This window comes from Gemmatimonadota bacterium (assembly GCA_016719105.1).
Classification (GTDB): Bacteria; Gemmatimonadota; Gemmatimonadetes; order Gemmatimonadales; family Gemmatimonadaceae; genus SCN-70-22.
In genome coordinates this window covers 464569-489285 of record JADKAQ010000001.1, presented here as the reverse complement: position 1 = coordinate 489285, position 24717 = coordinate 464569, and the positions used below count along the sequence as shown (strand labels likewise).

General features: G+C 69.5%; 20 protein-coding genes. All 20 read right to left on the bottom strand.

What is annotated here, in order from left to right:
• Positions 1 to 3314 precede the first annotated feature (3314 nt).
• Positions 3315 to 4568 carry an imidazolonepropionase gene (locus IPN47_02065; protein ID MBK9406834.1) on the bottom strand — a complete coding sequence of 418 codons (1254 nt, stop codon included), beginning with the start codon at positions 4566 to 4568 and terminating at the stop codon, positions 3315 to 3317.
• 103 nt (positions 4569 to 4671) lie between these two features.
• Complete coding sequence (locus tag IPN47_02060; protein MBK9406833.1) at positions 4672 to 5643, bottom strand: radical SAM protein; 972 nt, start codon at positions 5641 to 5643, stop codon at positions 4672 to 4674.
• 7 nt (positions 5644 to 5650) lie between these two features.
• A complete protein-coding gene (hutU, locus tag IPN47_02055) occupies positions 5651 to 7333 on the bottom strand; it encodes a urocanate hydratase (protein MBK9406832.1) in 1683 nt (560 codons plus the stop codon).
• 34 nt (positions 7334 to 7367) lie between these two features.
• Positions 7368 to 8897 (bottom strand): histidine ammonia-lyase, encoded by a 1530-nt coding sequence (hutH, locus tag IPN47_02050; protein MBK9406831.1) that lies wholly within the window; start codon positions 8895 to 8897, stop codon positions 7368 to 7370.
• Between the two features lie 99 nt (positions 8898 to 8996).
• Complete coding sequence (locus tag IPN47_02045; GenBank protein ID MBK9406830.1) at positions 8997 to 12374, bottom strand: LPS-assembly protein LptD; 3378 nt, start codon at positions 12372 to 12374, stop codon at positions 8997 to 8999.
• Positions 12371 to 13162, bottom strand: a complete 792-nt coding sequence (gene tatC, locus IPN47_02040; protein ID MBK9406829.1) for a twin-arginine translocase subunit TatC — start codon at positions 13160 to 13162, stop codon at positions 12371 to 12373. The genes IPN47_02045 and tatC overlap by 4 nt, the downstream gene beginning before the upstream one ends.
• 17 nt (positions 13163 to 13179) lie before the next feature.
• A complete protein-coding gene (ybgF, locus tag IPN47_02035) occupies positions 13180 to 13974 on the bottom strand; it encodes a tol-pal system protein YbgF (protein ID MBK9406828.1) in 795 nt (264 codons plus the stop codon).
• Entirely contained in the window at positions 13974 to 14576 is a 603-nt protein-coding gene (locus tag IPN47_02030; GenBank protein MBK9406827.1) for an OmpA family protein, read from the bottom strand. The genes ybgF and IPN47_02030 overlap by 1 nt, the downstream gene beginning before the upstream one ends.
• 43 nt (positions 14577 to 14619) lie before the next feature.
• The gene (locus tag IPN47_02025) at positions 14620 to 15957 is read right to left on the bottom strand and encodes a PD40 domain-containing protein (protein MBK9406826.1); all 1338 of its coding nucleotides are present in this window, start codon (positions 15955 to 15957) and stop codon (positions 14620 to 14622) included.
• Positions 15957 to 16661, bottom strand: a complete 705-nt coding sequence (locus IPN47_02020) for a TonB C-terminal domain-containing protein (protein ID MBK9406825.1) — start codon at positions 16659 to 16661, stop codon at positions 15957 to 15959. The genes IPN47_02025 and IPN47_02020 overlap by 1 nt, the downstream gene beginning before the upstream one ends.
• 46 nt (positions 16662 to 16707) lie before the next feature.
• Entirely contained in the window at positions 16708 to 17115 is a 408-nt protein-coding gene (locus tag IPN47_02015; GenBank protein ID MBK9406824.1) for a biopolymer transporter ExbD, read from the bottom strand.
• A 6-nt stretch (positions 17116 to 17121) separates the two neighbouring features.
• Complete coding sequence (locus IPN47_02010) at positions 17122 to 17841, bottom strand: MotA/TolQ/ExbB proton channel family protein (GenBank protein MBK9406823.1); 720 nt, start codon at positions 17839 to 17841, stop codon at positions 17122 to 17124.
• Complete coding sequence (locus tag IPN47_02005; GenBank protein MBK9406822.1) at positions 17838 to 18803, bottom strand: GDP-mannose 4,6-dehydratase; 966 nt, start codon at positions 18801 to 18803, stop codon at positions 17838 to 17840. Before IPN47_02005 ends, IPN47_02010 begins: the two co-directional genes overlap by 4 nt.
• A 125-nt stretch (positions 18804 to 18928) precedes the next feature.
• Positions 18929 to 20410 carry a LysM peptidoglycan-binding domain-containing protein gene (locus tag IPN47_02000; protein MBK9406821.1) on the bottom strand — a complete coding sequence of 494 codons (1482 nt, stop codon included), beginning with the start codon at positions 20408 to 20410 and terminating at the stop codon, positions 18929 to 18931.
• The gene (locus IPN47_01995; protein MBK9406820.1) at positions 20373 to 20903 is read right to left on the bottom strand and encodes a single-stranded DNA-binding protein; all 531 of its coding nucleotides are present in this window, start codon (positions 20901 to 20903) and stop codon (positions 20373 to 20375) included. Before IPN47_01995 ends, IPN47_02000 begins: the two co-directional genes overlap by 38 nt.
• Before the next feature lie 100 nt (positions 20904 to 21003).
• A complete protein-coding gene (gene rimI, locus IPN47_01990) occupies positions 21004 to 21474 on the bottom strand; it encodes a ribosomal protein S18-alanine N-acetyltransferase (protein ID MBK9406819.1) in 471 nt (156 codons plus the stop codon).
• Entirely contained in the window at positions 21471 to 21725 is a 255-nt protein-coding gene (locus IPN47_01985; protein MBK9406818.1) for a hypothetical protein, read from the bottom strand. Before IPN47_01985 ends, rimI begins: the two co-directional genes overlap by 4 nt.
• A gap of 17 nt (positions 21726 to 21742) precedes the next feature.
• Positions 21743 to 22219: a tRNA (adenosine(37)-N6)-threonylcarbamoyltransferase complex dimerization subunit type 1 TsaB gene (tsaB, locus tag IPN47_01980; protein ID MBK9406817.1), complete on the bottom strand. Its 477-nt coding sequence runs from the start codon at positions 22217 to 22219 to the stop codon at positions 21743 to 21745.
• Entirely contained in the window at positions 22212 to 22625 is a 414-nt protein-coding gene (tsaE, locus tag IPN47_01975; GenBank protein MBK9406816.1) for a tRNA (adenosine(37)-N6)-threonylcarbamoyltransferase complex ATPase subunit type 1 TsaE, read from the bottom strand. Before tsaE ends, tsaB begins: the two co-directional genes overlap by 8 nt.
• A gap of 2 nt (positions 22626 to 22627) precedes the next feature.
• Positions 22628 to 24685 (bottom strand): excinuclease ABC subunit UvrB, encoded by a 2058-nt coding sequence (gene uvrB, locus IPN47_01970; protein ID MBK9406815.1) that lies wholly within the window; start codon positions 24683 to 24685, stop codon positions 22628 to 22630.
• Between the last annotated feature and the right edge of the window lie 32 nt (positions 24686 to 24717).

Sequence of the window (24717 nt, the reverse complement as noted above, 5' to 3'; positions counted from 1 at the left end):
TCGGCGCCTGCGACAACAGGCTGTCGACCGAGAAGGGCTCGATGTCGAGCGACTCGATGGGCGCGTTCCCGACGCTCGGCGTGATGAGGTCATCGACATCGAGCAGCGGAAGGTCGACCGCGCGATCCCGGAAGGCCGCCTCGAGCTCGGCCGCGTTCGGACCATCAAGGGGGAGCGGTCCACCGTCGCGCCCATCGCGCACGTCGACGAGGGCACGCAGCGCCTCGACGTCGAGCGCGCTCGCCAGGGCGGTGTCGTCGCTCGCCTCCTCGTGCCGCATGAACGGCGGCGTCAGCTCGTCCAGGAGGTCGATCTCATCCAGACCACTGGGCGCATCCCACCCGGCCGCGCCTAACGCGGCGAGGTCGTCGGCATCGAGCGAGACGTCGCCACCCACCGCCTGCGGCGTGGTAGCGCCGATCGACTCGAGCGAGAGCGGCGGGATGTCATACGGAGACTCCGCCGAGCCTGCCGCCTGGTCCTGGACGTCGGGAGCGAGCGGCGCGTCGCCGAAGCCGCCCTCGCTGCGCACGTCGTTAGGTGCTTCGGCCTCCACATCGCGCTGCGCTTCTCCGTCGACGCGCTCCAGCTCCTCTGCGGCCACCGCGGGCTCGGGGTCAACCGCCGCACCCTCGGCGGTGACGATCGGATCGCGCCCCGCAGCGTCGGCCGGCGTGGCCTCGGGCTCGCCGGAAGCGGCAGCGCTGAGGTCATCAGCACCCTCGGCATGCGCGAGCCCCGCGTCGGGCGCGCGTTCAACGTCCGAGGCCGGCGCGTCGTGCGTGGCCGACACGTGGTGCGCGGTGTGCAGGTCGTCCGCGCCCTGCTCGGTCGCAGGATCCCGCTGCTCGCTGGCGACGTGTACCTCATCGGCGGGAAGCGCCAAGTCGGACGCCTCCGTCAGCGACAACTCGTGCGCCTCGTGCGCCTCGTGCGCCTCGTGCGCCTCGTGCGCCTCGTGCGCCTCGTGCGCCTCGTGCGCCTCGTGCGCCTCGTGCGCCTCGACGGCCGCCGGCGCGTCGTCGTGGACGTCAGGCTCGTGGGGGGCATCCCCTGCCTCGATCGTCCGCGCTTCGTGCGCACCGTCGGACTCCGCGGCGAGCGCCACGCTCTCGGCGTTCAGCGCTCCAGCATCGTGCGCCGGAGACACCACGCCCTCGCGCTCCTCGCCCGACTGCGCCTCGGCTTCGTACGCCGCGCGCTCCTGCGCCTCGGCTACGTCCGCCGCGCCCTCAGGTGCGGCGCCGCCTAACGTCGCGCCGTCATGTGCGTCGCCATCGACTCGCTCCCCGACCGCGGGGGCGAGGTCATCGGACGAGGACGACGTCGCGTCCTCCTGGATCGCCGGAACGCCGAGCGGGGTGAGGAAGCGGTCGAGCGAGAGATCGTCCGGAGCCGCGAGGGCCGCCTCGACCCACGCATCCGGCGTCTCGTCGCCGTTCAGCGAGAACTCGAGGCGCAGCGAACGCTTGGTCTCCTCGTCAATGACCTCCGAGGGGACCACCAGGATCTCGTCGGTCGCACGCGCCGTCGCGTCGAGGGCGATCAACTCGGAGGTGTCGCGGTCCGGGCGCTGATGCGACGCGGCCGCATCTCCCGTAAGCTCCGTGCGATCAGCGGGCGCCTGGTTGCTTGCAGCTGTCGAGTCCTCGACCGGCGGCACGTCGTGCGCGGCGGCGGCGATCGTGGCTTCGGCGCCCCTGCCGTTCGGCGTCGCGTCATCGCCGCCCCCTCCCGGGATGCCGTCGACCGGATCGCCCGCCAACACCAGATGCTCCGACGCCGCGAGCGAGCCTTCGGCCGGCGACAGCTCCAGCGATTCGGGGACGTCGAGATCCAGCGGCGAGGCCGACCCCGTGACGGGGGGCGACGTATGACTCCCGCCCACCAGGATCCCTCCCAGCGGCGGCAAGGCCTCGAGATCAATCGACGGGGTCAGCCCCGGGACGTTCGCCTCGACGAAGCTCGGGATCCCGACCGGCGTGCGCATGATGCGCAGCAGGTCGATCGACGCATCGTCCGTGTCCAGCAGCGGAAGATCCGACGGGATGGCGAAGTCGTGGGTGGGACGATCGACCGCAGGCGCGAGCTCGACGTCGGGGTCGAGCGACAGCGCCCCGAACTCGCGCCCGGAGAGCGGCGGCTCGTCGAGGAGCGGCGAGAGGACCGGGTGTGCGCCGGAGAGCGAGATGCGCGGTGTCTCGAGCCCGGTGATGTGCGGAACTGGCTCGCTCGACGTCGTCCACGATTCGACGGGCTGGACGATCAGTGAATCGAGCGACGGATCGACGATCGCGTCGATCGGCGTTCCCCCCGCCTCGAAGCCCGTGATCGCCCCGACGTCGACGTCGCCGTCGGCGGCGAGCGTCTCGGATGCGGTGGCCTCGAAGCCGATTATGCCGATCGGCGCGGCGGGCACTGCCTCCTCGACCTCGGGGTCGAAGGTGAGGATCAACCCCTCCAACGCCGGAATGCGCGCCGCCGCCGGCGGGGTGGGCGCGGCGGGAGGGGCTGCCTCTGGCGGCGGCTCGGCATTGCGCCTGGCGGCCGGGGGATCGTTGGCCCCCAGGTCGAGGAAGACGAGGTCGTTCGACTTCTGCGCATGCCACTGCCCGGACTGCCGCGGCGTGACGTTCGGATCGATCGCCTTGATACGATCGATGGTCGCGCGCGCCTCGGCCTGACGCCCCTCCGACTCGAGCTTGCCGTACAGGACCTCGAGCTGCTCGATCGCCTCGGACTTCCGGTTTTCCTTGTTGAGCCATTCCGCCAGCATCAGGCGGATGTCGTCCTGGTCCGGGCAGAGGTCGGCGAACTCCTTGAGCGCGCGGAACGCCTCATCGACGTGCCCCGCCTTCTGCATGCGGTCGGCGTACTCCAGGAAGTTCTTCTTCGCGTCGCTCTTGAACCCCTTGGACGCCGAGATCTTCCCGAGCTTGTAGTAGACCGCCGTCCGCGCCGGTGACTGGCGCAGGATCTTGTTGCAGAGGGCGATGGCGTTGTTGAGGAAGCCACGCTCGGCGTAGACGTCGACCGCCTTCTCGTAGTAGGCGAGCGCCTCGCTGACGTTCCCTTGCCGCTGGAGCAGGTCGCCGACGCGATTGAAGAGCTGCAGGTCGCTGTCGTCGAGGTCACGGCCGGCTTCCTCGAGGAGCTGGATATACAGCGAGAGCGCCCGATCGAACTGCTTCTTCTGTTCGAAGTCGGTCGCCTTCTTCTTCAGCTTGGCGATGTTGGGATTGGCCATCAGCGCGCGACAATCCCCGGGCGCACGGACGCGCGCCCTCGATCGGTGTTCACCAGCCTGCGCTCGCTCACGCCGCGCATGGCACTCCGCGCACCCACGTCGCCCGGCAGCGCCGGTCGCCGTACCAATACGGCAGCTCCCGCACGTCCTCGATGTCGAACAGGGCGAGGTCGGCGGAGTAGCCTGGGGCGAGTTGTCCGGTCTCCTCGGCAAGCGCAAGCGCCGCCGCGCCATTCACGGTGGCGGCAATGACGGCCTCGGATACCGACAGGTGCAACTGACTCACGGCAAGGGCGAGGATGAGCGGAAAGTTCGGAGTCGGGGAGGTACCGGGGTTGAAGTCCGTTGCCAGGGCAACGGCCGCCCCCCCGTCGATGAGCGCCCGGGCAGGCGCCTGTCGCTCCTTCCCGAGGAACAGCATGGTACCCGGGAGCATCGTGGCGACGGTCGCCGATGCGGCCAGCGCCCGAACCCCCGGTTCAGAGATCGCCGCGAGGTGGTCCGCCGAGGTCGCGCCGAGCTGGGCGGCGAGTTCTGCCCCCCCGGAGGGGCGCAGTTCGTCCGCGTGCAGCTTGAGACGCAGCCCGGCGGCACGGGCGGCAGACAATACCGCCCGCGTTTCCTCGAGGGTGAAGACCCCCGGCTCGCAGAAGACGTCCGCGAACTGGGCGAGCCCACCCTCGACGACCCGTGGGATCATCTCCTTGACGATCAAGTCCACGTAATCGGCACGTCCTTCCGGGGTCCCCCGCCACTCGAGCGGAATTTCGTGCGCCCCCAGGAAGGTCGGGACCAGTCGCAGCGGAAGGAGCCCCTGCAGGCGCTGGATGGCCCGCAGGCTCTTGAGCTCGTCGTCGAGCGTAAGCCCATACCCCGACTTGACCTCGACGGTGGTGGCGCCGTACGAGGCCAGTCGCCGGAGTCGCGGGAGCGCGAGGGCCACCAGCTCATCTTCGCTGCGGGAGCGCAGGTCGCGCACCGAGGCGTGGATCCCTCCCCCGCGCCGCGCGATGTCCATGTAGTCGTAACCGGCGGCACGCATTTCCTGCTCTTCGAACCGCGCCTTTCCGAAGATCGCATGGGTGTGCGAATCGACCAGGCCGGGGAGGAGGACGCCGCGGCCGCAGTCGATCACCTCGGCGTCGCTGTAGGTGCGACGCAACGCGTCCTCGTTCCCGACGGCGGCAATTCTCGCCCCCTCCACCGCCACCGCGGCTCCGGACAGCACGCCGGCGTCGCGGAGTTCCTCCCCGCGCCGGGCGCGCGCAGGGCCGGCGCAGGTGACGACTTGGGCGGCGTTGACGAAGAGGCGTGTGGGCATTGGGGGCTCCGGCGATGGACGGGTAGGCCTAACGTGAGGCAACGCCGAAGCCCCCGAAAGAGGGGGACGCCCCCGCCGGCGGTAGCGAACGCCAGCCCCCCGTTCAGGCGAAGACGTCCTTGACCCGCGAGAGTCGCAGGGGAGCCTGGGCCTCGCCGCGGCAGGCGTAATAGCACTTGTTGCAGTCGATCTCGCGATACTGCTCGAACTCCGTCCAGTGGAAATCGGTCGGGAAGTCGGGACAGCGCTTCACCTGCCCGGTGGGATCGACATGGATCGTCCGGATCCCCGACTGGCAGGGCTCTCGCAGCTCCCCGCGCAGGTACCGGGGGATCTGCTCGAGATAGTAGTCGGAGTTGGTGATGATCCCGCGCCGCTTGCGCTTGTAGGCCAGCAGCTCGTCGATCACCTCGGCCGCCTGCCGGGCGAAGCCGTTCTGCAGCAGGAAATCGGGGTTCCCGTTCTTGAAGTCGGTGTAGACCGAGAAGTTGACCCCTGCCCCGACCTCGGCCGCGCGATGCACCAGCGGGAGGAGCTGGTCCAGGTTGTCGTTCTTGATCACCGCGTTGAAGCGAATCCCATGCATGCCGGCCGCCCGCATCCCGGCCACGGTGCTGAAGATCTTCTCGGTGAGCCCGGGGATACCGCGCGCCGTGTCGTGGCGCCCATCGAGGTAGTCCAGCGAGATGTTGAATTGATCGACGCCGGCCTCCCAGAGCGAACGCGCACGTTCTACGGAGAGCATGCCGCCGTGCGTGATCAGCATGATGTAGTTGAGCTTGATGGCGTCGCGCACCGTCGAGACCAGGTCCTCGAGATCGCGACGCAGGAGGGGCTCGCCTCCCGTGAAGGTCACCAGCATCGGGTTGAAGTAGCGTGCCGCGTCGGCAAAGCTCTTGAGCTCCGTCTCGCGCGCGTCGGCCGGTGTCTTCCAGTAGTCGCAGAAGCCACAGCGCGCGTTGCAGCGCATCGTCACCTCGAAGTGCACGAGGACCGGGCGACGGCGCGCCACGAGCCACGCGTACTTGGCGAGGAACATCGGGATGTGATACGGCTTGTACTTGCTGCTTAACATCGACTGCTCACCCCGGCGGGAGCATGGGAATCGTGAGTCCCTCGCGTCGGGCGGTGGCGATGGCGAGCTCGTAGCCGGCGTCGGCGTGGCGCGCGACGCCCATCCCCGGATCGTTGGTGAGCACCCGCTCAAGGCGCCGGCGCATCTCCGGCGTTCCGTCGGCCACGATCACCTGCCCGGCGTGCAGCGAGTTGCCGATCCCGACACCGCCGCCGTGGTGAAACGAGACCCACGACGCCCCACTCGCCACGTTCACCATGGCATTGAGGATCGCCCAGTCGGCGATGGCATCGCTCCCGTCCTTCATCGACTCGGTCTCCCGGAATGGCGAAGCCACGCTCCCGGTGTCGAGGTGGTCACGCCCGATGGCGATCGGCGCCGACAGCTCTCCGGACGCGACGAGGTCGTTGAGCGCCACGCCGAAGCGCGCGCGTTGCCCCTGCCCCAACCAGCAGATGCGCGCCGGGAGCCCCTGGAAGTGAATCTTCTCGCGGGCCAGCGTGATCCACCGGCGCAGGTGTTCGTCGTCGGGGAAGAGCGCGAGGGCCAGCTCGTCGGTGCGGTGGATGTCGGCCGGATCGCCCGAGAGCGCCACCCAGCGAAACGGCCCCTTCCCCTCGCAGAAAAGCGGACGCACGTACGCCGGGACAAAGCCCGGAAAGGCGAAGGCGTCTGCCAGCCCGGCATCGAAGGCGACAGTGCGCAGATTGTTGCCATAGTCGAACGTCACCGCGCCGCGCGCCTGCAGGTCGAGCATGGCCTGCACGTGCACGACCGCCGACGCGGTCGACCTGCGCACGTACTCCGTCGGGTCCGCCAGGCGCAACCGGGTCGCGTCGTCGAACGACATCCCCGCCGGGACGTAGCCGTTGAGCATGTCGTGCGCGCTGGTCTGGTCGGTCACCACATCGGGGACCACGCCGCGGCGCACGAGCTCGGGAAGCACATCGGCGGCATTGCCGACGAGTCCCACCGACAGCGCCGTGCCGGCGGCTGTCGCCTCGTCGATCCAGCGCAGCGCCTCATCGAGTTCGCGCGTCTTGCGGTCGCAGTACCCGGTGGCGAGCCGCTTGTCGATGCGCGACTCGTCGACCTCGACCCCGAGGATCGCGCCGCCGCACATCGTCGCGGCGAGCGGCTGCGCCCCGCCCATCCCGCCGAGTCCCGCGGTGAGGACGAAACGCCCCGCGAGCGACCCACCGAAGTGCTGGCGTGCCACGGCCCCGAAGGTCTCGTACGTCCCCTGCACGATCCCCTGCGAGCCGATGTAGATCCACGAGCCCGCGGTCATCTGCCCGTACATCATCAGCCCCTTTCGCTCCAACTCGCGAAAGACATCCCACGTCGCCCAGCGCCCCACGAGGTTGCTGTTGGCGATGAGCACGCGCGGGGCCTCGGGTTGCGTGCGAAAGACGGCGACCGGCTTCCCGCTCTGCACGATCAGCGTCTCGTCGTGCTCCAGCGCCCGCAACGACGCGACGATGGCATCGAACGCCTCCCAGCTCCGCGCGGCGCGCCCGGTCCCCCCGTACACCACCAGGTCGTCCGGGCGCTCGGCCACGTCGGGGTCGAGGTTGTTCATCAGCATGCGCAGCGCCGCCTCCTGCTGCCAGCCCTTGCAGGAGAGCGTCGTCCCGCGCGGGGCGCGGACGGGGCGTGGGCCGGCGACCGATCGGGCCGTAGGGGACATGGCGGCGTCGCGAGAGAGAATGGTAGCCGCTGCCCTAGTCATGGACAGCCGGCATGCAGCTGTCGAGCGCGCCCTGCGCGATGAGTGCGCCGGCCGCGTTGATGTCGGTGGCAAGCACCCGATCGCGCCCGAGCGGTGGGACCACGCTGCGCAATGCCGAGTACGCCCGCTCCACCGCCACGCTCGACCGCAGGGGGCGCCGATAGTCGATCCCCTGCATCGCACAAAGCAGCTCCACGGCCAGCACATGCCGCACGTTCTGCACGATGCGACGCAACTTGACCGCGGCACCCATCGCCATCGGGACCACGTCCTCCTTGCCACCGTCGGTGGGGATCGTGTCGACGCTCGCCGGGTGTGACAGCACCTTGCACTCCGACGTCACCGCCGCGGCCGTCACCTGGGCCATCATGAAGCCCGAGCTCACCCCGGCGTCACTTGTAAGGAATGGCGGCAGTCCCTGGTTGAGGTCGGGATGCACCAGGCGATCGATACGGCGCTCCGACATCGTCGCGAGGTTGGTCAGGGCGATGGCCAGGAAGTCGCACACCATCGCCACCGACTGCCCATGGAAGTTGCCACCGCTGATCATCTCCCCGTCCTCGAAGACGAGCGGGTTGTCGGTCGCGGCGTTGAGCTCGCGACTCACCACCCCGTCGGCGAAGTCGAGCGCCTCGAGGATCGGGCCGTGCACCTGCGGGATGCAGCGCAGTGCATACGCATCCTGCACGCGCGGGTCGTTGAGCCGGTGCGACTCGCGAATCTCGCTGTCGCTGAGCAGCGCCCGAAGGAGCGCCGCCGAGCGCAGCTGCCCTGGCTGGCCGCGCACCTCGTGGATGCGCGCGTCGAAGGCGACCGGCGTGCCTAACAACGCCTCGAGCGTCGCCGCTCCCGTGACGTGCGCGGCGCGCCACAGCGTGCGCGCATCGTGCAGGGCGAGCGAAGCCAGCGCCGTATGGGCCTGCGTCCCGTTGACCAGCGCCAACCCTTCCTTGGGTTGCAGCGTCACCGGGGTGAGGCCGTGCGCGGCCATCACCTCGGCGGCCGGACGTTCCACGCCATCCTCGACCAGCATCCCCTCGCCGATGAGCCCTAACGCGAGATGGGAGAGTGGAGCCAGGTCGCCGCTCGCCCCGACGCTCCCTTGCTCGGGAATCGGCGGATGGATCCCGGCGTTGAGCATCGCGAGGAGTTGCTCCACGACGCTGGGACGGATCCCCGAGCATCCCTTCGCAAGGCAGTTGGCGCGCAGGAGCATCATCGCGCGCGTCTCCGCGTCGCTCAGCCGCGGCCCCACCCCGCACGAATGCGAGCGGATCAGGTTCACCTGCAGCTCGGCCAGTCGATCGGGCGGGATCGCCACGTCAGAGAGCTTGCCGAAGCCGGTCGTGATCCCGTAGACCACTTCGTTCCGCTCGACGATCCCGTCGACGATCTCGCGGACGCGGGCCAGGCGTTCGCGCGCATCCTGGGCGAGGGTGACCCGGGCGCCGCGTCGCGCGACCGCGACAACGTCGGCGATGGACAGCGAGCGGCCGTCGAGGACGACTGTTGGGGAATCCATGGGCGGAATGTCGACGGGGCTAACGGGCATCGCAACCCCGCGACGGACGCCGGGCCCGGCGCGCGTCATGCGCTGGGCCGCCGGACACTCCGGGGCCGCCTACTGGATCGAACGGTTCCCCGTGTAGCCGCGCGGGAACTGCGGGCGGTCGTAGTTGAACTTGATGTCCGGCTGTGCCTTGAGCGCGATGAAGAAGTTGAACGAGAAGTTCCCGTTCGGCGATCGCGAGAAGGCAAAGATCGCATCCCAGTCGTGCAGCTCGCGTTGCAGGCTCACGACGTGCGAGGCGAACTCGTTGCGCTGCACGTCGTAGGTGGTCTGCCACTGGGCGCCCCACTTCTCGGTGATGTGGAAGGACATGTTGCCCTGGACGCTGGACTGCGGCGGCGACACGAAGTACGTGCTCCCGCGCGTGGTGCTCTCGTACGGATTGCTCACCGAGCCCGAGGTCTGCTGCTGCCGCACGCAGGCGTCGTAGCCCAGCGGATTCGACAGCCGGAACTGCTCGCAGACGATGGTGGGGTCGAGCGACTGGACGTTGCTCCCCGTGGGCGGCCGCTGGCGCGACGCCGAGTAGGAGAGATTGACGCGCCACCCCTGCCCCGACGGAATCTGCAGCGCCGCCTGGTTCACGCTCCCCTGAATGGGGCGGTTGGCCACCAATCCGCCCCCCATGCCACCCGAGCCGCGCTGCTGCTGCATGCCGCCGGGCCCTTGCCCCTGGCGGGTCTCGCGCGAGCGACGTTCGGCCTCGTCCATCATGCGGATGCCTAACATGCGCGCCATGCCGCGCACCAGCGGCGAGTTGCCGTCGAGCGAGAGCGTCCCGCGCATCCCCTCGCGATAGGGCTTGAAGCGGGCGGTGTCCGAGACCGGGTCACCCTGGAACAGCGAGTAGCTCACGCCGAAGTCGAAGCCCGGCAGCAGGTCCGAGCGCGCCGTGTAGTCGAAGTTGCGGTTGTTGAGCCCAGTCCCGCCGGTCGACTTGCGCGCCCGCACGAAGTCGTACGACAGCGTGGTAAAGGTCAGCGACAGGAGCTTGATCTTCCGCTCGTTGTCAGGCCCCACGCCGCCACTAGAGGCCGCCCCCCCAAACCCGCCGGTGCCGCTGGGAAAGCCCTGCCCTCCGACCGCACCGGGGAGTCCCGGGGCGCCGGCCGAGTCGCCCCCGGCAAGGCGAGCCGACGCCGAGTCGCCGTCGGTGTCGCGCCCGCGCAGCTTGGCCTCGAAGACGGTCGAAAGCCCCAGCGAGATCGTGTTCTGCTCGTTGTTCCCGAGGTAGCCCTGCGCGATGTCACCCATCGCCGCGAGGAACTCGTTCGACACATTCCCCTTCGGCGTATAGGCGAACTGCATCGTCGGCTCGATCGAGTGACGGATGGCCGCGACCGGGCCGAAGCCGGGGAAGAAGCGATAGAGCTTGGGACCGAGCGAGACGCCGTAGCTGGGACGCATCGACTGCGTAAGGAACTTCCCCCCGGTGCGTTCGGTGCGCACCACCAGCGGCGAGCGCCCATCGACCTTCTGGAACGAGACGGACGGTGTGAGGTTCCACGACCCCTGGAAGAACGACGGTAGGTTGAATCCCGTGTCCCAGTCGAGCCCCGTCACGTAGTCACGGGCGAAGACGCGCTCGACGCGCGACGTCGTGTCGTTGACGTTGGTGTAGATGGTGCGGCGCTGCGGAAAGTCGTTGAGCTGGTCGCTGATGCGGATCGAGTTGCGCCAGTTGAAGCCGTAGATCTGCACCGGCGTCTCTAAGCTGATCGTGGAGCGGCGCGTGTTGCGTCGCACCTTGGTGCTGTCCAGCACCCCGGTGAGCGAGTCGCGGCGGTAGCGATAGGCGAAGTCGCCCACCTGGTCGATGTCGAAGCTCTGCGAGTTGGTGATGTTGAGCCCCGGCGACCAGGTGAAGTTCTCCCCGACCCGGATCGGCTTGGTGGTGATGCCCAGGCTCGGGAAGTCGCGGTCCAGCTGCGAGCGCCCCGGGTACTGCGTCTGCGTGCCGCCGATGTTCACCGTCACCGGTCCGCGTCCCGTCGTGTAGTTGAGCGACGAGCGGATCGTCTGCAACGACTGTTGCGGGTTGAAGCTGATGTTGCGCTGGATCGTGGTGTTGGTGACGTAGTTGAACGTGGCGTTGAGCCGCGTGCGCTGCGAGAACTCCTGCTGGTGGTTGAGCGAGTACTGGATGTTCGTCTGGCCGTTGCGCAGGTAGTGGTACGACGAGGCCAGCGTCCCGCTGATGAAGCGGTCGCGCCACTTGTACTGCATCTGCCCGGTGAACTTGAGGTAGCCGGGGTCGAATGCCGTCGATCGCGCGTCGGAGCGCCAGTCCATCGACACCTGCGCATCGACGTAGTCGTTGAGCGCGAAATAGTAGCCGATGTCCTCGATCGTCCGGCGCATGAAGGGGCTCTGCCGGAAGATCTGGTTGAAGCCCAGGCGCGGGGCGAGGATCCCGCTGCGACGCCCGGGCCGCATGTCCTGGAAGACGAACGGGAGCCACATGACCGGGACGTCGGCGATGTACAGAATCGCCGGCCGCGCCACCATCACGTTCTTCGATACGAGCTTGAGCTCGCGCGCCGCGAAGTGATAGTGGGGCTCCAACTCTTCACAGCTGGTCAGCCACCCGTCGCGCGCATAGAACGCCGACTGTCCGGTGTCGCTCGAATCGCCCTTGAAGGCGGCCACGTTGCCATGGACGATCCAGCGCTGCCCGCTCTCCACCGACGTCGTCACGTCGCGCACCACGCCACGACGGTTGTTCACGTCGTAGCGAATGCTCCCCAGGGCGAGGATGTCGTCCTGTCCCTGCGACGGATCGCGCAGCAGCAGCGTGTCGCCACGCGCGATGACGATGTTGGTGCTGTCGTTGAACTGGATGGTGTCGCCGACGAGCGTCGCCGAGTCGCGCTGCACCGCCGCGCGCTTCCCCACCAGGTTCATCGTGTGCTCGAGCGCCTTGAAGATGACGTTCTTCCCCTGGTAGCGGGTGACGCTGAAGCCCCGCCGCGTCAGGAGGTCGCTCATCACCGAGTCGGGAGCGTCCCACTCCACCATGAGGCGCGCCTTGGCCGAGTCGAGTCCGCCGCGCCCGATCGATTCGCGTTCGCGCAGCGTGTCGCCCGCCGTCCGCATGGCGAGCGTAAAGAGCGAGTCGGCGATCACCCTGGCCCGGAGCGTATCACCGCCCGCGAGCGTGCGGGCGATGGAGTCGGCGCGCGCGCGCGCCAGCGCCTCCAGCTGCACCTGCTTGATCGAGTCGGCGCGCGACCTGGGTGTGGCCTCGCTACGCGCCGGCGTGCGAACGACTGGCCGCTGCGCTTGGGCACTCCCCGCCATCGCGGCCACACCGAGCACCACCGCGAGTGCCGCCAGTACGTGCGACAGCACGCGCGTCAGCACGCGCGTCAGCACGCGCGTCAGCACGCGCACCAGCACGGGCGCCCGCGCGCCGCGCCACGACGTCACGCGACCGCTCCCGACCCCTCGGCCTCGGCGAGGCGCGCCGCTTCACGCCGCTGCTTGCGACGGTAGACGAAGACCGAGCACACCACGCTCAGCTCATACAGCAGGTAGAGCGGGATGGCGATCGCCAGGAGCGACAGCGGATCCTGCCCCGGCGTGATGAAGGCCGACGTCACGAGGCAGATCACCGTGGCGTGGCGGCGGAACTTGTTGAGGAACGCCGGCGTCACGATCCCCAGCGCGGTGAGCGCGAGCACCGCGATCGGCAGCTCGAACACCGCCCCCAGCACCAGCGACAAGGAGACCACGAAGTCGAAGTACGCCCCCGCCGTGATCATCGGGGTAAGCGAATTCGTCTGGATGCTGTAGAACATCTTCAGCGTGATCGGGATGATCCCGAAGAACGCCAGCGACACCCCACCCAGAAAAAGCAAGGCGCCGAAGATGAGGACGGGGATGATGACCCGCTTCTCGTGCTTGTAGAGCGCCGGCGAGAGGAATCCCCATATCTGCCAGACGAGCACGGGCGACGCGAAGATGGCGCCCAGGGCGAACGCCATGCTCATCGTGATCTTGAACGGATCCGCCGGGTGCGTATACACCAGCTGGTTCCCGCTCAGGTACGGGAGGATCGGCCGCTCGAGGATCAGGATGATGTCGAACCGCAGCAGGAGCGAGAAGGCGGCGACCACGCCGGCGATGAGCGCCACCAGCGCGCGCAGGATGCGCCACCGCAGCTCCTCGAGGTGATCGAGGAACGGCATCTCCGACTGCTGTCCAACGTCTGCCATCCTGAGTTTGTCCGCTCCTATCGATTCGTGCGCAGCCACTCGCGGGCGAGATCAGCCTCGTCCGACTGCGGATACTCGCGCACCACGCGATCCATCGCGCTCCGCGCATCGGGGCGCTTCCCCTGGCGCGCCATGGAGAGCGCCAGCTTGTACAGCGCCGTTGCCGCGCGCGTCGAGCGGGGATACTTGGCGACGACCGCCGCGTAGGCGGAATCGGCCGCGCTGTTCGTCCCTTCCGCCGCAAACGACTCGGCGATGTTGATCTGGGCGTCCGGGGCCAGTTCCGAGGTGGGATAGAGCCGGAGCAGTTCCTCGAAGCCGGCGCGCGCCGCGGAATAGCTCCCGCGCCGCAGTTGATCATACGCCAGCTGGTACAATTGGTTCGGCCCCGGGGCGGCCTGGACCGGGGCAGCGGCGGCCGTGTCCCCCGGCACCGGGGCGACCGGCGGCACCACCGCCTGCGGCGGCCGAGCCTCCATCTCCGCCCGCAACTCCTGCAGGCGGCGCTGGCTCTGGCCGGTGAGCTCCTGCACCTGCAGCAGCTGCTGCTGGATGCTGCGCAGGTCGCCACGCGTGTCGCCCTGGAAGCGGGCGAGCCGGTCGCTCGCCGCCCGCACCGAGTCCGCCACCGTGCCTAACGCCGCGGCCACCGCCGCCACCTGGCGCGCCCGGGCCGAATCGGCGCGGGCGGCTTCGGTGCGAAAGTTCAGGATGTCGCCCTGGAGCACCCGCATGTCGCTGCGCGTGGCGAAGCAGCCCCCCGTGACCACGAGGGCCAGCGGCGCCACGGCACGCACCAGCCGCCCGGACATCACTTGGGCGCGACGAGGGCGTCGCCGCCGGCGATGATCTCGAACTCGGCGCGGCGGTTCATGCGCCAGGACTCCTCGTTCGCGTCCGTCACCGCCGGGCGTTCCTCGCCGAACGAGACGATCTCGAAGCGCCCGCCGTCGATCCCCTGGTCGGAGAGGTAGCGCTTGACCGCCGCGGCACGCCGCTGGCCTAACGCGAGGTTGTACTCGTCCGAGCCGCGCTCGTCGGTGTGGCCCGCCACCCGGATGCGCAGCGACGGGTTGGCACGGAAGATCGGCAGCTTCGCGTCCAGCGTCGCCCGTGCGTCGCTCGAGAGCTCGTCCGAGTCATACTCGAAGTACACCGGGGCGGCGAGCGCCGCCTTGGTCGCCGCGATGGCGCGCTCGTACGCCGCCTTCTCGGCCGCCGCATTGGCCGCGGCGATGGAGTCGGCCACGCGCTTCTCACGCAGGGCGATGCTGTCGCGGCAACGCTGGTCGCACGTCGGGGACGGCGTCGGGCCAGCGCCAGGCGTCGGCGTCGTCTCCGGCTTCTTGCGGCAAGCGGAGACGGCGGCGAGGGCGAAGACCGACAGGGCGAGTACGCGAGATCCACGAGTCATGACAGGTTCCTTTCGCTGGGGCTGGGGGAGGTGGGGTATGAGTTCAGCGAGTACGAAGCAGCGGCGGTGACCACGCACCAAATCGCGCCCCGGCAGGGGCGCGCGTCAACTGTCGAACGGTGTTCGATTCCACATCGAGGACCCACAACTGCCGCGAGCCCCCGCGATCGGAGGTGAAGACCACGTGGCGCGAATCCGGCGCCCACGATGGCTGTTCGTTCGCCCCTTCGCTCGTGTGCCGCTTGACGAGACGGTCTCGAAGGGAGATCGACATCACCTGCATGCGGCCGCCAAGCTGCGCCTCGAAGGCGATGAGACGTCCGTCGGGCGACCAGTCGGGATTGGCGCGATACGGCTGGTCGACATAGTCGCGCGTCAGCAGGTCGGCGTTGGTCCCATCGGCGTCGGAAATATACACCTCGGGATGGCCCAGCCTTCCGGACGTGAAGGCGAGGCGACGCCCATCGGGCGAGAAGCTCGGCTGGGTGTTGTCGCTCCCGCGTCCCACCGTGATGCGTCGGGCCGGGTCGGTGCCGAAGGCGTTCGTGGCGTACAGGTCGGTCCCCGACTCCCCGCCATGCGCGTAGGCGAGCGTGTAGCCGTCGGGGGCGAAGGTCGGCGTCATGTTGAGCCCCGCGCGCGTCGGCAGGACCCGCGTCGCCCCGCCAATCTCGCGGACCACGATCTGTTGCCCCGTGGGCCCCATCGTCATGTACGCAATGTGCGATGCCTTGGGGTGCCAGACGGGCGACATCGCCGTCCCCCCCGAGGTGATTGCGAGCGCATTGGCCCCGTCGCTGTCGACCTGCCAGACGCGCCCCCCACTCACGTACAGGATCCGCGTGGCCGCGACGCCGCGCACGCCCGTGATCCACTGCTCGATTTCGTCCGCTACCGCGTGCAGCGCGAGGCGCCAGTCGGCGGAGAGCGCTCCGGCCGGCAGCGGAAAGGCCTTCGCGCGCTCGACGACCCCCTTGGCCGCGTTATGCACGGCGACCTGGATGCCGAACGAGGTCGGCGTGACCTGCAGGATGGCCGCCGCGCCCAGGCGCGTGAACAACGCGTAGTTTGGCTTCGCCGTCGTCCCGTTGCCGAACGGCGGGATCGCCGAGGGGGCGAGGGCAACGACGTCGATGCGATCGCCGTGCTGGAAATCGCGCTGCAGGATCGCGCGAATCGAATCGCCCGCCGTGCCATCGACCGGGAGCACGAGGACGCCGGGACGCGCGCCGGCGTAGACCAGCCCGATGCGCACGCCCGCGACAGTGGTGTCCTGCGCGCGAAGTGGCGCGGTGAGCGGCGCACAGAGCGAGGCTCCGAGCGCGGCCACGAGGGCCAGGAGAGGGACGAGCGAAGGCGCACGACGGCGCAGCAGTGACATCAGCGGATGAGTTGCGGATCGAAGCTGAAAATAACCGTCAGGACATCGTCCCTGAATCCATCCGGGAGCGGACCGAACGCGCCGGAGCGCGCCGCGGCCTCTACCGCCCCCTGGGCCTCGAGGTCGAACTCGTACGATCCCGACCGACGACGGAACTGGAAGCCGTTCATGCTGCCGTCCCGTCGGATGAAGAAGAGCACTTCGGCCACCAGCGTCTGTCCGGCGCGCGGCTTGAAGCGCAGGGCGATCTGGCGGACGATGTTCTCCAGATAACCCGGATAGGGAAACGGGATCCCTTGCACGCTGACGTTCGCGACGTCGGTCCCCCTCCCCCCCTCGGCCCCGCCGCCCGCCTTCGGGGCCGGCGTGTTGCGCGTCTGTCCGGGCTTGGCGTTAGGCACCGGCGTCGACTTGACCGGGGCCGGCTTGCGCGGCGCCTTCTTCATCGGCACCGGGGTCTCGTCAGGCGCCTCGGCGCGCTTGGGCGGCGGCGTTTCCGCCGCCGGCGCCGCCGCCTGTTCCGACACCTGCCCGATCGCCCGCGGTCCGGGTGGTGCGGCGATCAGGTCCACCTGGTACACGGGCGGAAGGGCCAGCGGCTTGTCCCGGGCCACGACGACCGCCAGCACCACCAGTGAGAGGTGCAGGACCAGGGAGACCGTGGCGGGAAGCCCCATCCCCGCGCGTCGGGTGCGCGTCGTCACGCCCCCGGTACCGGTGCACGGTCAGTCGGCATTCTCGCGCGATCGGTCACGGCTTCTCCGGCTCCACCACCATCCCCACACCACTCGTCCCGGCCTTGACCATCACGCCGAGGACACGGGCGACCACGCCGTACGGCACGGAGGCGTCGGCCCGCAGGTAGACGCCGCGCTTCCCGCGCTGTTCCGACAGCGCGGTGTAGGCCGCGCTGAATTCCTCGAACGTCATCCTCGTCTCGTCGACGAAGACGTTCCCTTTCCGGTCGATCGTGACCACGAGTCCGCTCTTGGGCTCGAGCGCGCGGGCCTCACCCTTCGGCAGCTGCACGTCGACGCCGCCCTGCATCATGGGCGCCGTGATCATGAAGATCACCAGGAGGAGCATCATCACGTCGATGAGGCTCACCACGTTGATCTCGGCGTTGAGCGGCGTGCGCTCGCCCCGTCGGCGCGCCATCGACGGCTAGATGCGCTCCTCGCGCACCAGCAGGGCGATGAGTTCCGAGCCGAATCCCTCGAGTTCCCCTTCGATGCGATTCAGCCGATTGGCAAAGATGTTGTACGCGAAGACCGCGGGAATGGCGACGGCGAGCGCCGCCGCCGTGGCGGTGAGGGCCGCGGCGACACCAGGGGCAACCGAGGCCACGCTGCCCGATCCACTGGTCGCGATGCCGACAAACGACTGAATGATGCCGAGCACCGTCCCGAACAGCCCGATCAGCGGCGACGCCGAGCCGATCGTCGCCAGCCACGGGACGTAGTGCGCCAGCGTGTCACGCTCCGCCTCGGCCTGCGAGTCGAGCACCAGGCGCAACGCCTCGAGTTGCGACGCGCTGAAACGCGCCGTGCGGTCGGTCGTGGCCGCCATCGCCGGACGCGTGTCGGACATGAAGCGCTCCGCCCGATCCAGCACATGGGCAAACGGGCTCGCCCCGCCCTTGCGCGCGAGCGCCGCCACGTCGGAGAGCCCCTTGGCCTTGTCGAAGCCGTCCATGAAGATTCGCGACGCACGCGTGACGCGACCGAACTCGCGCCACTTGGCCAGGACGATCGTCCAGCTCACCAGCGACAGCACCGCGAGGACCCCCAGGACCGCCTTGGTGACCGGGTCGGTCGAGAGGAGGAGGTCCCACGCCGAGGTGGGAACCGCCCCCCCCATCTGCGCCAGGGGCGCCCAGGTCACGCCGCGCCCCCGCGCGCCTTGGCCGCGAAGTACTCGAACGTGCGTCGCGTCCCTTCGGCGAGCGTCATCTCGGGCCGCCAGCCCAGTTCGCGCGCGGCCTTGTCGATGTTGACCGAGGAGCGCTGCTGTTCGCCCAGGCGCGCCGGGGCGTGCTGCACCGGAACGTTGGAGCCGGCGGCCCCCTGCAGCGCCGCGGCGAGGTCGAGCACCGTCGTCTCGACGCCGGTTCCCACGTTGTAGGCTCGCACGTCGACCTGCGCGGCGGCGGGGAGCGTCGCCTCGGCGGCGGCCAGGTTGGCGCGCGCCACGTCGCCGGCATACACGTAGTCGCGCGTCTGCAGCCCCTCGCCGAACACCGTGAGCGCCTCTCCCTTCAGGATGCGGTTGCAGAAGATCGCCACGACCCCCGCCTCGCCGTGCGGATCCTGGCGCGGACCGTAGACGTTCGCGTAGCGCAGCGCCACGGTGTCGAGCCCGTGAATGCGCGCGTAATACCCCATGTAGTACTCCACCGACAGCTTCGCGATCCCGTACGGCGACTGCGGATCCTTGGGCATCGACTCCACCGTGGGCACGCTCACGAAGTCGCCGTAGATCGCCCCGCCCGTCGACGAGAAGATGACGCGCGTCTGGTGTCCCGATGTGCGCACCGCCTCGAGCAGGTTGAGCGTCCCGACGATGTTGACCCCGGCATCGTACATCGGGTCGTTCACGCTCTTGCGCACGTCGATCTGCGCCGCGAGGTGGCAGAGGACGTCGTAGCGCCCGCCGCGCACCAGCGCCGCCGCGTCAGCCGACCCGATGTCCGCCACGTGCAACGTGGCACCGGCCGGGACGTTCTCGCGCTTGCCTGACGAGAGATTGTCGACGATGTCGACGTGATAGCCGCGACTGAGGAGCAGCTCGGTGACGTGCGAGCCGATGAAGCCGGCACCGCCGGAGACGAGGGCGCGGCGGCTCATGCGCGGGCTCCGGCAGTGAGCGGGAGGGCGGCGGGCTGGCGGCCCGCGGCGCACGGCACGCGAAGCTGGGCGAGTGGCGTCACGGCGATCCTTTCCTCATGGGGTTCGAGAGATGTACGGCCGGCCTATCGAGCCGGCGCACCACGCGTGTGTCGGCGAGCGACACTCCGATCGGTCGCCGACGACCCGGCGGCTAGACAAACGGCGCCGGGGATTCCCCAGCGCCGTAGCCTAACATCTCGTCGTCGGCGTGCATGGGACGCGAGCTTCGCGCACAATGTAACCTCGCGGGCACCCCTCAGGGGAGCGGACGGGCAACCCGGACGGGGGTCCCCTCGCCCAGCGCCGGCTGCGACTGCCGAACGATCAGCGCGCTCGCGCCGCGCAACGAGACGCGCATCACAATTCCCTGCGCGACCTCGCCCGACGTCGCCTCGCGATCTCTCGCCTCGAGATCGCGGTAGAAGGTCACGCGGTCGCCGGCGCGAACACCTCGCGCCGCACCGACATCGACCAGCACCATGTGCTGAAGGGTGGGCAGTACCGCGCCGTCGATCACGGCGACGACCGCCCCGCTCGCACCGGCGTCGTGATCCGCCGATCCGACGCCACGGTCGGCCACTTCCGCCGGCGGCACGACCAGGCGCACGCCTTCCTCGATCGTCCCGAACTTGGCCACGATCACCCCCTCGCTCCCCCGCGCCGCCGAATCCGCTCGGACCACGCGCACCACCCCCAAGGGGAGGACGACCCGCCCTACCCCCGCGATGGAGTCGCCGAGCGAGATCGCGAGGTACTCGCGCCCCTCCCGCGCGGGCTCGTCCCTCGGCGCCGAGAGCGACACGCGATCGTACAGGTGCAACTCGCGCCCCCCCGCATTCCCCGCGACGGCCGGGACATCGAGCCGACGACGCACGGCGCCCGCGCGCTCTTCGACCGTATCGTCGTCGAGCCACGGCGCGGAGAGCCGCTCGCGCAGGAGCGCCCCCCTTCGCCCCCCCTGCCCCCGCGACAGTGCCTCCGACGGCGTTCTTGACGCCTTCAGCCGCGGGCGCCGCTCGCACCACCGAGGGTTCGCTCCCGGCGCCTGCCGACTGAAGCCCCAGCGTGGGTGGCGGAACCAATACCGCGGTCGAGCGCTGGACGCCGAAGAAGACCGTCCGGCCGGCGAAGCGCGCGTAGAACTCGTCGAGCGAGGCTCCGCCCTCCTTGGGGAGTTCGGCGACACCGTTCGACACTTTGGTGGGGAGCGCATCTGCCGCGTCGCCGGGGAGGATGAGGCGCGTTCCGGCGGGAAGGGCGCGGGCGCTCGCGACCACGGAGCGGTTGAGCGCCGCGATCTCCTCCCATCGATGCCCGTCGCCCAGATAGCGCGTCGCCAGGCTCCAGAGTGTCTCCCCTTCGGCGACGACGTGCGTGCGTGCCGCGCCTCCCCCTGTCGCCGGGCGAGTCTGCAGCGAGGACGCCGAGGCAACGCGCACGGAATCGGTCGCGCCCCGCGTCGCTTGGGCGTGAAGCGCGACGGGAGCGAAGAGCGCTCCCGTCGCGAGCCACGCACCGATCATCCGATCAGAACGGGAGGTCGTCCTCATCCGTCTCGAGGGCATTCGGGAAGTCCTCGAAGTCGTCGCCGCCACCGGACGGCGGGGCCATCCCAGCGGAGGACCGCGCGCGGTCCGGGGCCGCGGAACGCGAACGCCCGCCGCCGTTGTACTCACCGCCGCCACCGCCGCCTTCCCCACCGCTCTTCCCGCTCAGCATGACCATGTCACGCACGCGGATCTCGGTGGTGTAGCGCGTCTGCCCTTCCTTGTCGGTCCACTGGCGATACTCGATGCTCCCCTCGACGTACAGGCGATCGCCCTTGCGGACGTAGCGCTCGATGATGTCGGCGAGCCCGCTGCCGCCGGGGCCGCGCGCGTTCCACGCCACGCAGCGATGCCACTCCGTCTTCTCCTGCCGATCGCCGCCGGGACCGTTCCACGTGCGCGTGGTGGCCAGCGAGAACTCCGCGACGCGACCGCCGCTCCCTACCGACTTGATCTCGGGATCCTTACCGAGGTTCCCGATCAACATGACCTTGTTCAGGCTTCGACTCACATTTCCTCCTGGGCGAGTGTGATGGACTCGCCATGGACAGTATGCACGCCCCAAGAGGGGGGCGCCACCATTCTATTCCGCGTCGTACCGGAAGTGTGCGCTAGGGCAGTTCCTTTCGCAAAATGAGCGCATCCTCCGCGGGCCGCACATAGTACTTCGCGCGGCGCCCAACCTCCATGAACCCCTCCGAGTCGTACAGCGCACGCGCCGCTTCGTTCGACTCCCGCACCTCGAGGAACAGGAGCTGCACCCCGCGGGCGACCGCCCCCTGGATCGCGTGCCGCAGGAGGCGACGTCCCTCCCCGTGGCCGCGCGCCGACGCTGCGATGGCGAGGTTGGCGAGGTCTCCTTCGCCCTCGACGGTGTACACGATCACGAAGCCGATCACCTCGTCCCCCTCCCCTTCGCCGAGCGGGCGAACCGCCACGTCGAAGAGGACCTCCGGCCGCCCCACCAGCTCACGAAACGACTTGGCCGTCCAGGGATCGGAGAACGCGGCACGCTCGATCGCGACGACCCCCTCGACATCGGCGAGCGTCGCGGCGCGCACCGTGACCGCGCCCTCCGTCATCCCAGCGCCCCGAGCGGCCGTCCGTGCGCCTGCTCCCACTTGACCTGTGCCTCGGCGAGTCGCCCATAGTCGGGCTCCCAGCGGGCGACGTCCACGGGATGGAGCAGCGGCCCCTTGGGCAGGCGCGCGACGTCGCGCGCCAAGGGCGACGCATGGCGTCCTCCGCCGAACGAATCGCCCCACGTGCCGACGATGCGCGCACCGCCGCGCGCCGCCGCCTCGGCGTTCAGCGCGGCACGATCGCGGCGCATCGGCGCATCCACCGCCATCACCGTTCCGTCCGGGCCGAAGCCGAATCGCTGCGAGTACCACTCGCCCCGCAACGCATCGAGCACGGCCAGCACGTCGCGGCGACGCGCCCCGGCGCGATGCCCCCCCGCCACGCTCCTGTCGCCGCCTCGTGATGCCATGCCTCCCCTTCGTCGCCCCGCTCCCCCGCGGCCAGGAGCGCCAGCGACGAGACGCCCCACAACTCCACGCCTAACGACTCGGCGAGTCCCTTGGCGATCGCCGCCGCGATGCGCAGCGACGTGAATCCCCCGGGCCCCGCACCGCAGACGATCCGCTGCAGGTCGTGGGTCGCGGCCCCGCTGTCGTGCAGCAGCTGCACGAGGGTCGGCATCAGGCGCTCCCCGTCGTGCCCCCGCATCGGGACCCCTGCCTCAGCCACCACGGTCTCCCCGCGCAACAGCGCGAGCGAACCGCTCCCGGCAGACGCCTCGAGGACGAGGACGAGGTCAGCCATCGACGTGCAGGTCCCGGACATCGGTCGCTCCCGCCACGTGGGCGAGCACAAGGTGGAGCGCTCCCGGCGGGAGCGCATCGCCGGCGCGCTCCGGCCATTCGACCAGGATGAGCGCGTCGGCCGCCATGATCTCCTCCCATCCCAGCTGCAGCAGGTCGCGCGCGTCGCGCAGGCGATACAAGTCGAGGTGATACACCGACGTCTCCCCGCCGCGATACTCGTGCACCAGCGCAAAGGTCGGCGAGGTGACCGGCTCGGTCACGCCGTATCCCCGGCAGATCGCCTGGACGAGCGTCGTCTTGCCAGCCCCAAGGTCGCCGCCGAGGGTGACGACGCGCGGCGCACGCAGCCCACGCCCCAGCGCCTCCCCCCACGACTCCAGCTCGCCGAGCGACAGGCGCAGCACGCCTAACGACTCGCGCGGATGTCGGCGAACGCGTCACGCTTGCGCGAGACGTTGGCGCTGTCGCGGCGCGCCCGCAGCTCGAACACCTCGTCGCGCAGCCGCGCGGCCGCCTCGAAGTCCAGCTCCTCGGCCGCCACGCGCATGTCCTGCTCCAGGCGCGTGATCATCTCGTCCAGCTCGGACGCCGAATAGGTGGCCTTGGCCTCCGCCACCTTCCGCACCTTCCCGTCCTTCTCCTCGCGGGCATCGGCGACACGCGTGATGAAGCGCACCTCATCCACCGACTTCACCACCCCGCGTGGGACGATGCCGTTGGCCGTGTTGAACGCCACTTGCAGCTGTCGACGACGCCCCGTCTCGCCCATGCAGCGCGTCATCGAGTCGGTGATCCGGTCGGCGTAGAAGATCGCCCGCCCGTTCACGTGGCGCGCCGCCCGCCCGACCGTCTGGATCAGCGACCGGTCGCTGCGCAGGAAGCCCTCCTGGTCGGCGTCGAGGATCGCCACCAGCGAGACTTCGGGCATGTCGAGCCCCTCGCGCAGCAGGTTGATCCCGATCAGCACGTCGAACTCCCCCAGGCGCAGCCCGCGGACGATCTCCATGCGCTCGATGGCGTCGATGTCGGAGTGCATGTAGCGCACCCGCACCCCGGTCTGCGCCAGGTAGTCGGTGAGGTCCTCGGCCATGCGCTTGGTGAGCGTCGTGACCAGCACGCGCTCCCCCTTCCGCTCGCGCAGCCGGATCTCGTTGAGCAGGTCGTCGACCTGCCCCCGCACCGGGCGCACCTCGATCTCCGGATCGACCAGCCCGGTCGGCCGGATGATCTGCTCCACCACGACGCCATCCGACAGCTGCAACTCGAGCTCCGACGGCGTCGCGCTCACGAACAGGGCGCGCGGCGTCAGCGTCAGGAACTCGTCGAAGACCAGCGGCCGGTTGTCCAGCGCGCTGGGGAGCCGGAAGCCATACTCCACCAGCACTTCCTTGCGCGCCCGGTCACCGTTGTACATCCCGCGCACCTGCGGCAGCGTCACGTGCGACTCGTCGACCACCACGAGGAAGTCCTCGGGGAAGTAGTCGAAGAGGCAGGCGGGGCGCTCGCCCGGGGCACGTCCCGTGAGGTGGCGCGAGTAGTTCTCGATCCCCGCGCAGGTCCCGATCTCGAGCATCATCTCGAGGTCGAAGTTGGTGCGCGACTCCAGCCGTTGCGCCTCGAGCAGCTTCCCCGCGTTGCGCAGCACCATCAAACGATCCGTCAGCTCGGCGCGAATCGACTCGGCCGCCTTCACCAGCGTCGGGCGGTTCGTGATGAAGTGCTTCGCCGGGTAGATCGCCGCCTTGTCGAGCACCGCGATCGTCTCGCCGGTCAGGGCCGAGATCTTGGAGATGCGCTCGATCTCGTCCCCCCACATCTCGACACGCACCCCCTGTTCTTCGTAGGCCGGGAGGATTTCGATCGTGTCGCCGCGCACGCGAAACGTCCCCCGCTCGAAGGCGACGTCGTTGCGCGAATACAGGATCCCGACGAGGAGGCGAAGGATCTGGTCGCGGGCAATGCGCTGCCCCGTGGCCAGCGTCACCATCCGCTCCTTGTACTCGACCGGATCGCCCAAGCCGTAGATCGCCGAGACCGTCGCCACGATGACGACGTCGTCCCGCTCCATCAGCGACGAGGTGGCCCGCAGCCGCAGCCGGTCGATGTCCTCGTTGATCGACGCGTCCTTCTCGATGTAGGTGTCGGTCGAGGGGACGTAGGCCTCGGGCTGGTAGTAGTCGTAGTACGAGATGAAGTACTCGACCGCGTTGCTGGGAAAGAACGACTTGAGCTCCCCGTAGAGCTGCGCCGCGAGCGTCTTGTTGTGCGACAGGACGAGCGTCGGCTTGCCGTGCGCGGCGATGACGTTGGCGACGGTCATCGTCTTCCCCGAGCCGGTGACGCCGAGCAGCGTCTGGAAGCGGTCGCCTCGTGCGAGGCCCGCATTCAGTTCAGCGATCGCCCTGGGCTGGTCACCCGCGGGGGCAAACGGCGATTCGAGGCGGAAGTCGGCGCGCGAAGACATGGGGGCAATCTAGCACTATCGGGTTGTCTTCG

What these genes read in the sequence shown, in the direction of transcription:
- IPN47_02065 (MBK9406834.1), bottom strand. Translation starts at nt 4,568, where the DNA reads ATGCCCACACGCCTCTTCGTCAACGCCGCCCAAGTCGTCACCTGCGCC.
- IPN47_02060 (MBK9406833.1), bottom strand. Translation starts at nt 5,643, where the DNA reads ATGTTAAGCAGCAAGTACAAGCCGTATCACATCCCGATGTTCCTCGCC.
- hutU (MBK9406832.1), bottom strand. Translation starts at nt 7,333, where the DNA reads ATGTCCCCTACGGCCCGATCGGTCGCCGGCCCACGCCCCGTCCGCGCC.
- hutH (MBK9406831.1), bottom strand. Translation starts at nt 8,897, where the DNA reads ATGGATTCCCCAACAGTCGTCCTCGACGGCCGCTCGCTGTCCATCGCC.
- tatC (MBK9406829.1), bottom strand. Translation starts at nt 13,162, where the DNA reads ATGGCAGACGTTGGACAGCAGTCGGAGATGCCGTTCCTCGATCACCTC.
- ybgF (MBK9406828.1), bottom strand. Translation starts at nt 13,974, where the DNA reads ATGTCCGGGCGGCTGGTGCGTGCCGTGGCGCCGCTGGCCCTCGTGGTC.
- IPN47_02030 (MBK9406827.1), bottom strand. Translation starts at nt 14,576, where the DNA reads ATGACTCGTGGATCTCGCGTACTCGCCCTGTCGGTCTTCGCCCTCGCC.
- IPN47_02025 (MBK9406826.1), bottom strand. Translation starts at nt 15,957, where the DNA reads ATGTCACTGCTGCGCCGTCGTGCGCCTTCGCTCGTCCCTCTCCTGGCC.
- IPN47_02015 (MBK9406824.1), bottom strand. Translation starts at nt 17,115, where the DNA reads ATGGCGCGCCGACGGGGCGAGCGCACGCCGCTCAACGCCGAGATCAAC.
- IPN47_02005 (MBK9406822.1), bottom strand. Translation starts at nt 18,803, where the DNA reads ATGAGCCGCCGCGCCCTCGTCTCCGGCGGTGCCGGCTTCATCGGCTCG.
- IPN47_02000 (MBK9406821.1), bottom strand. Translation starts at nt 20,410, where the DNA reads ATGCCCTCGAGACGGATGAGGACGACCTCCCGTTCTGATCGGATGATC.
- rimI (MBK9406819.1), bottom strand. Translation starts at nt 21,474, where the DNA reads ATGACGGAGGGCGCGGTCACGGTGCGCGCCGCGACGCTCGCCGATGTC.
- IPN47_01985 (MBK9406818.1), bottom strand. Translation starts at nt 21,725, where the DNA reads ATGCGCCGCGATCGTGCCGCGCTGAACGCCGAGGCGGCGGCGCGCGGC.
- tsaB (MBK9406817.1), bottom strand. Translation starts at nt 22,219, where the DNA reads ATGGCTGACCTCGTCCTCGTCCTCGAGGCGTCTGCCGGGAGCGGTTCG.
- uvrB (MBK9406815.1), bottom strand. Translation starts at nt 24,685, where the DNA reads ATGTCTTCGCGCGCCGACTTCCGCCTCGAATCGCCGTTTGCCCCCGCG.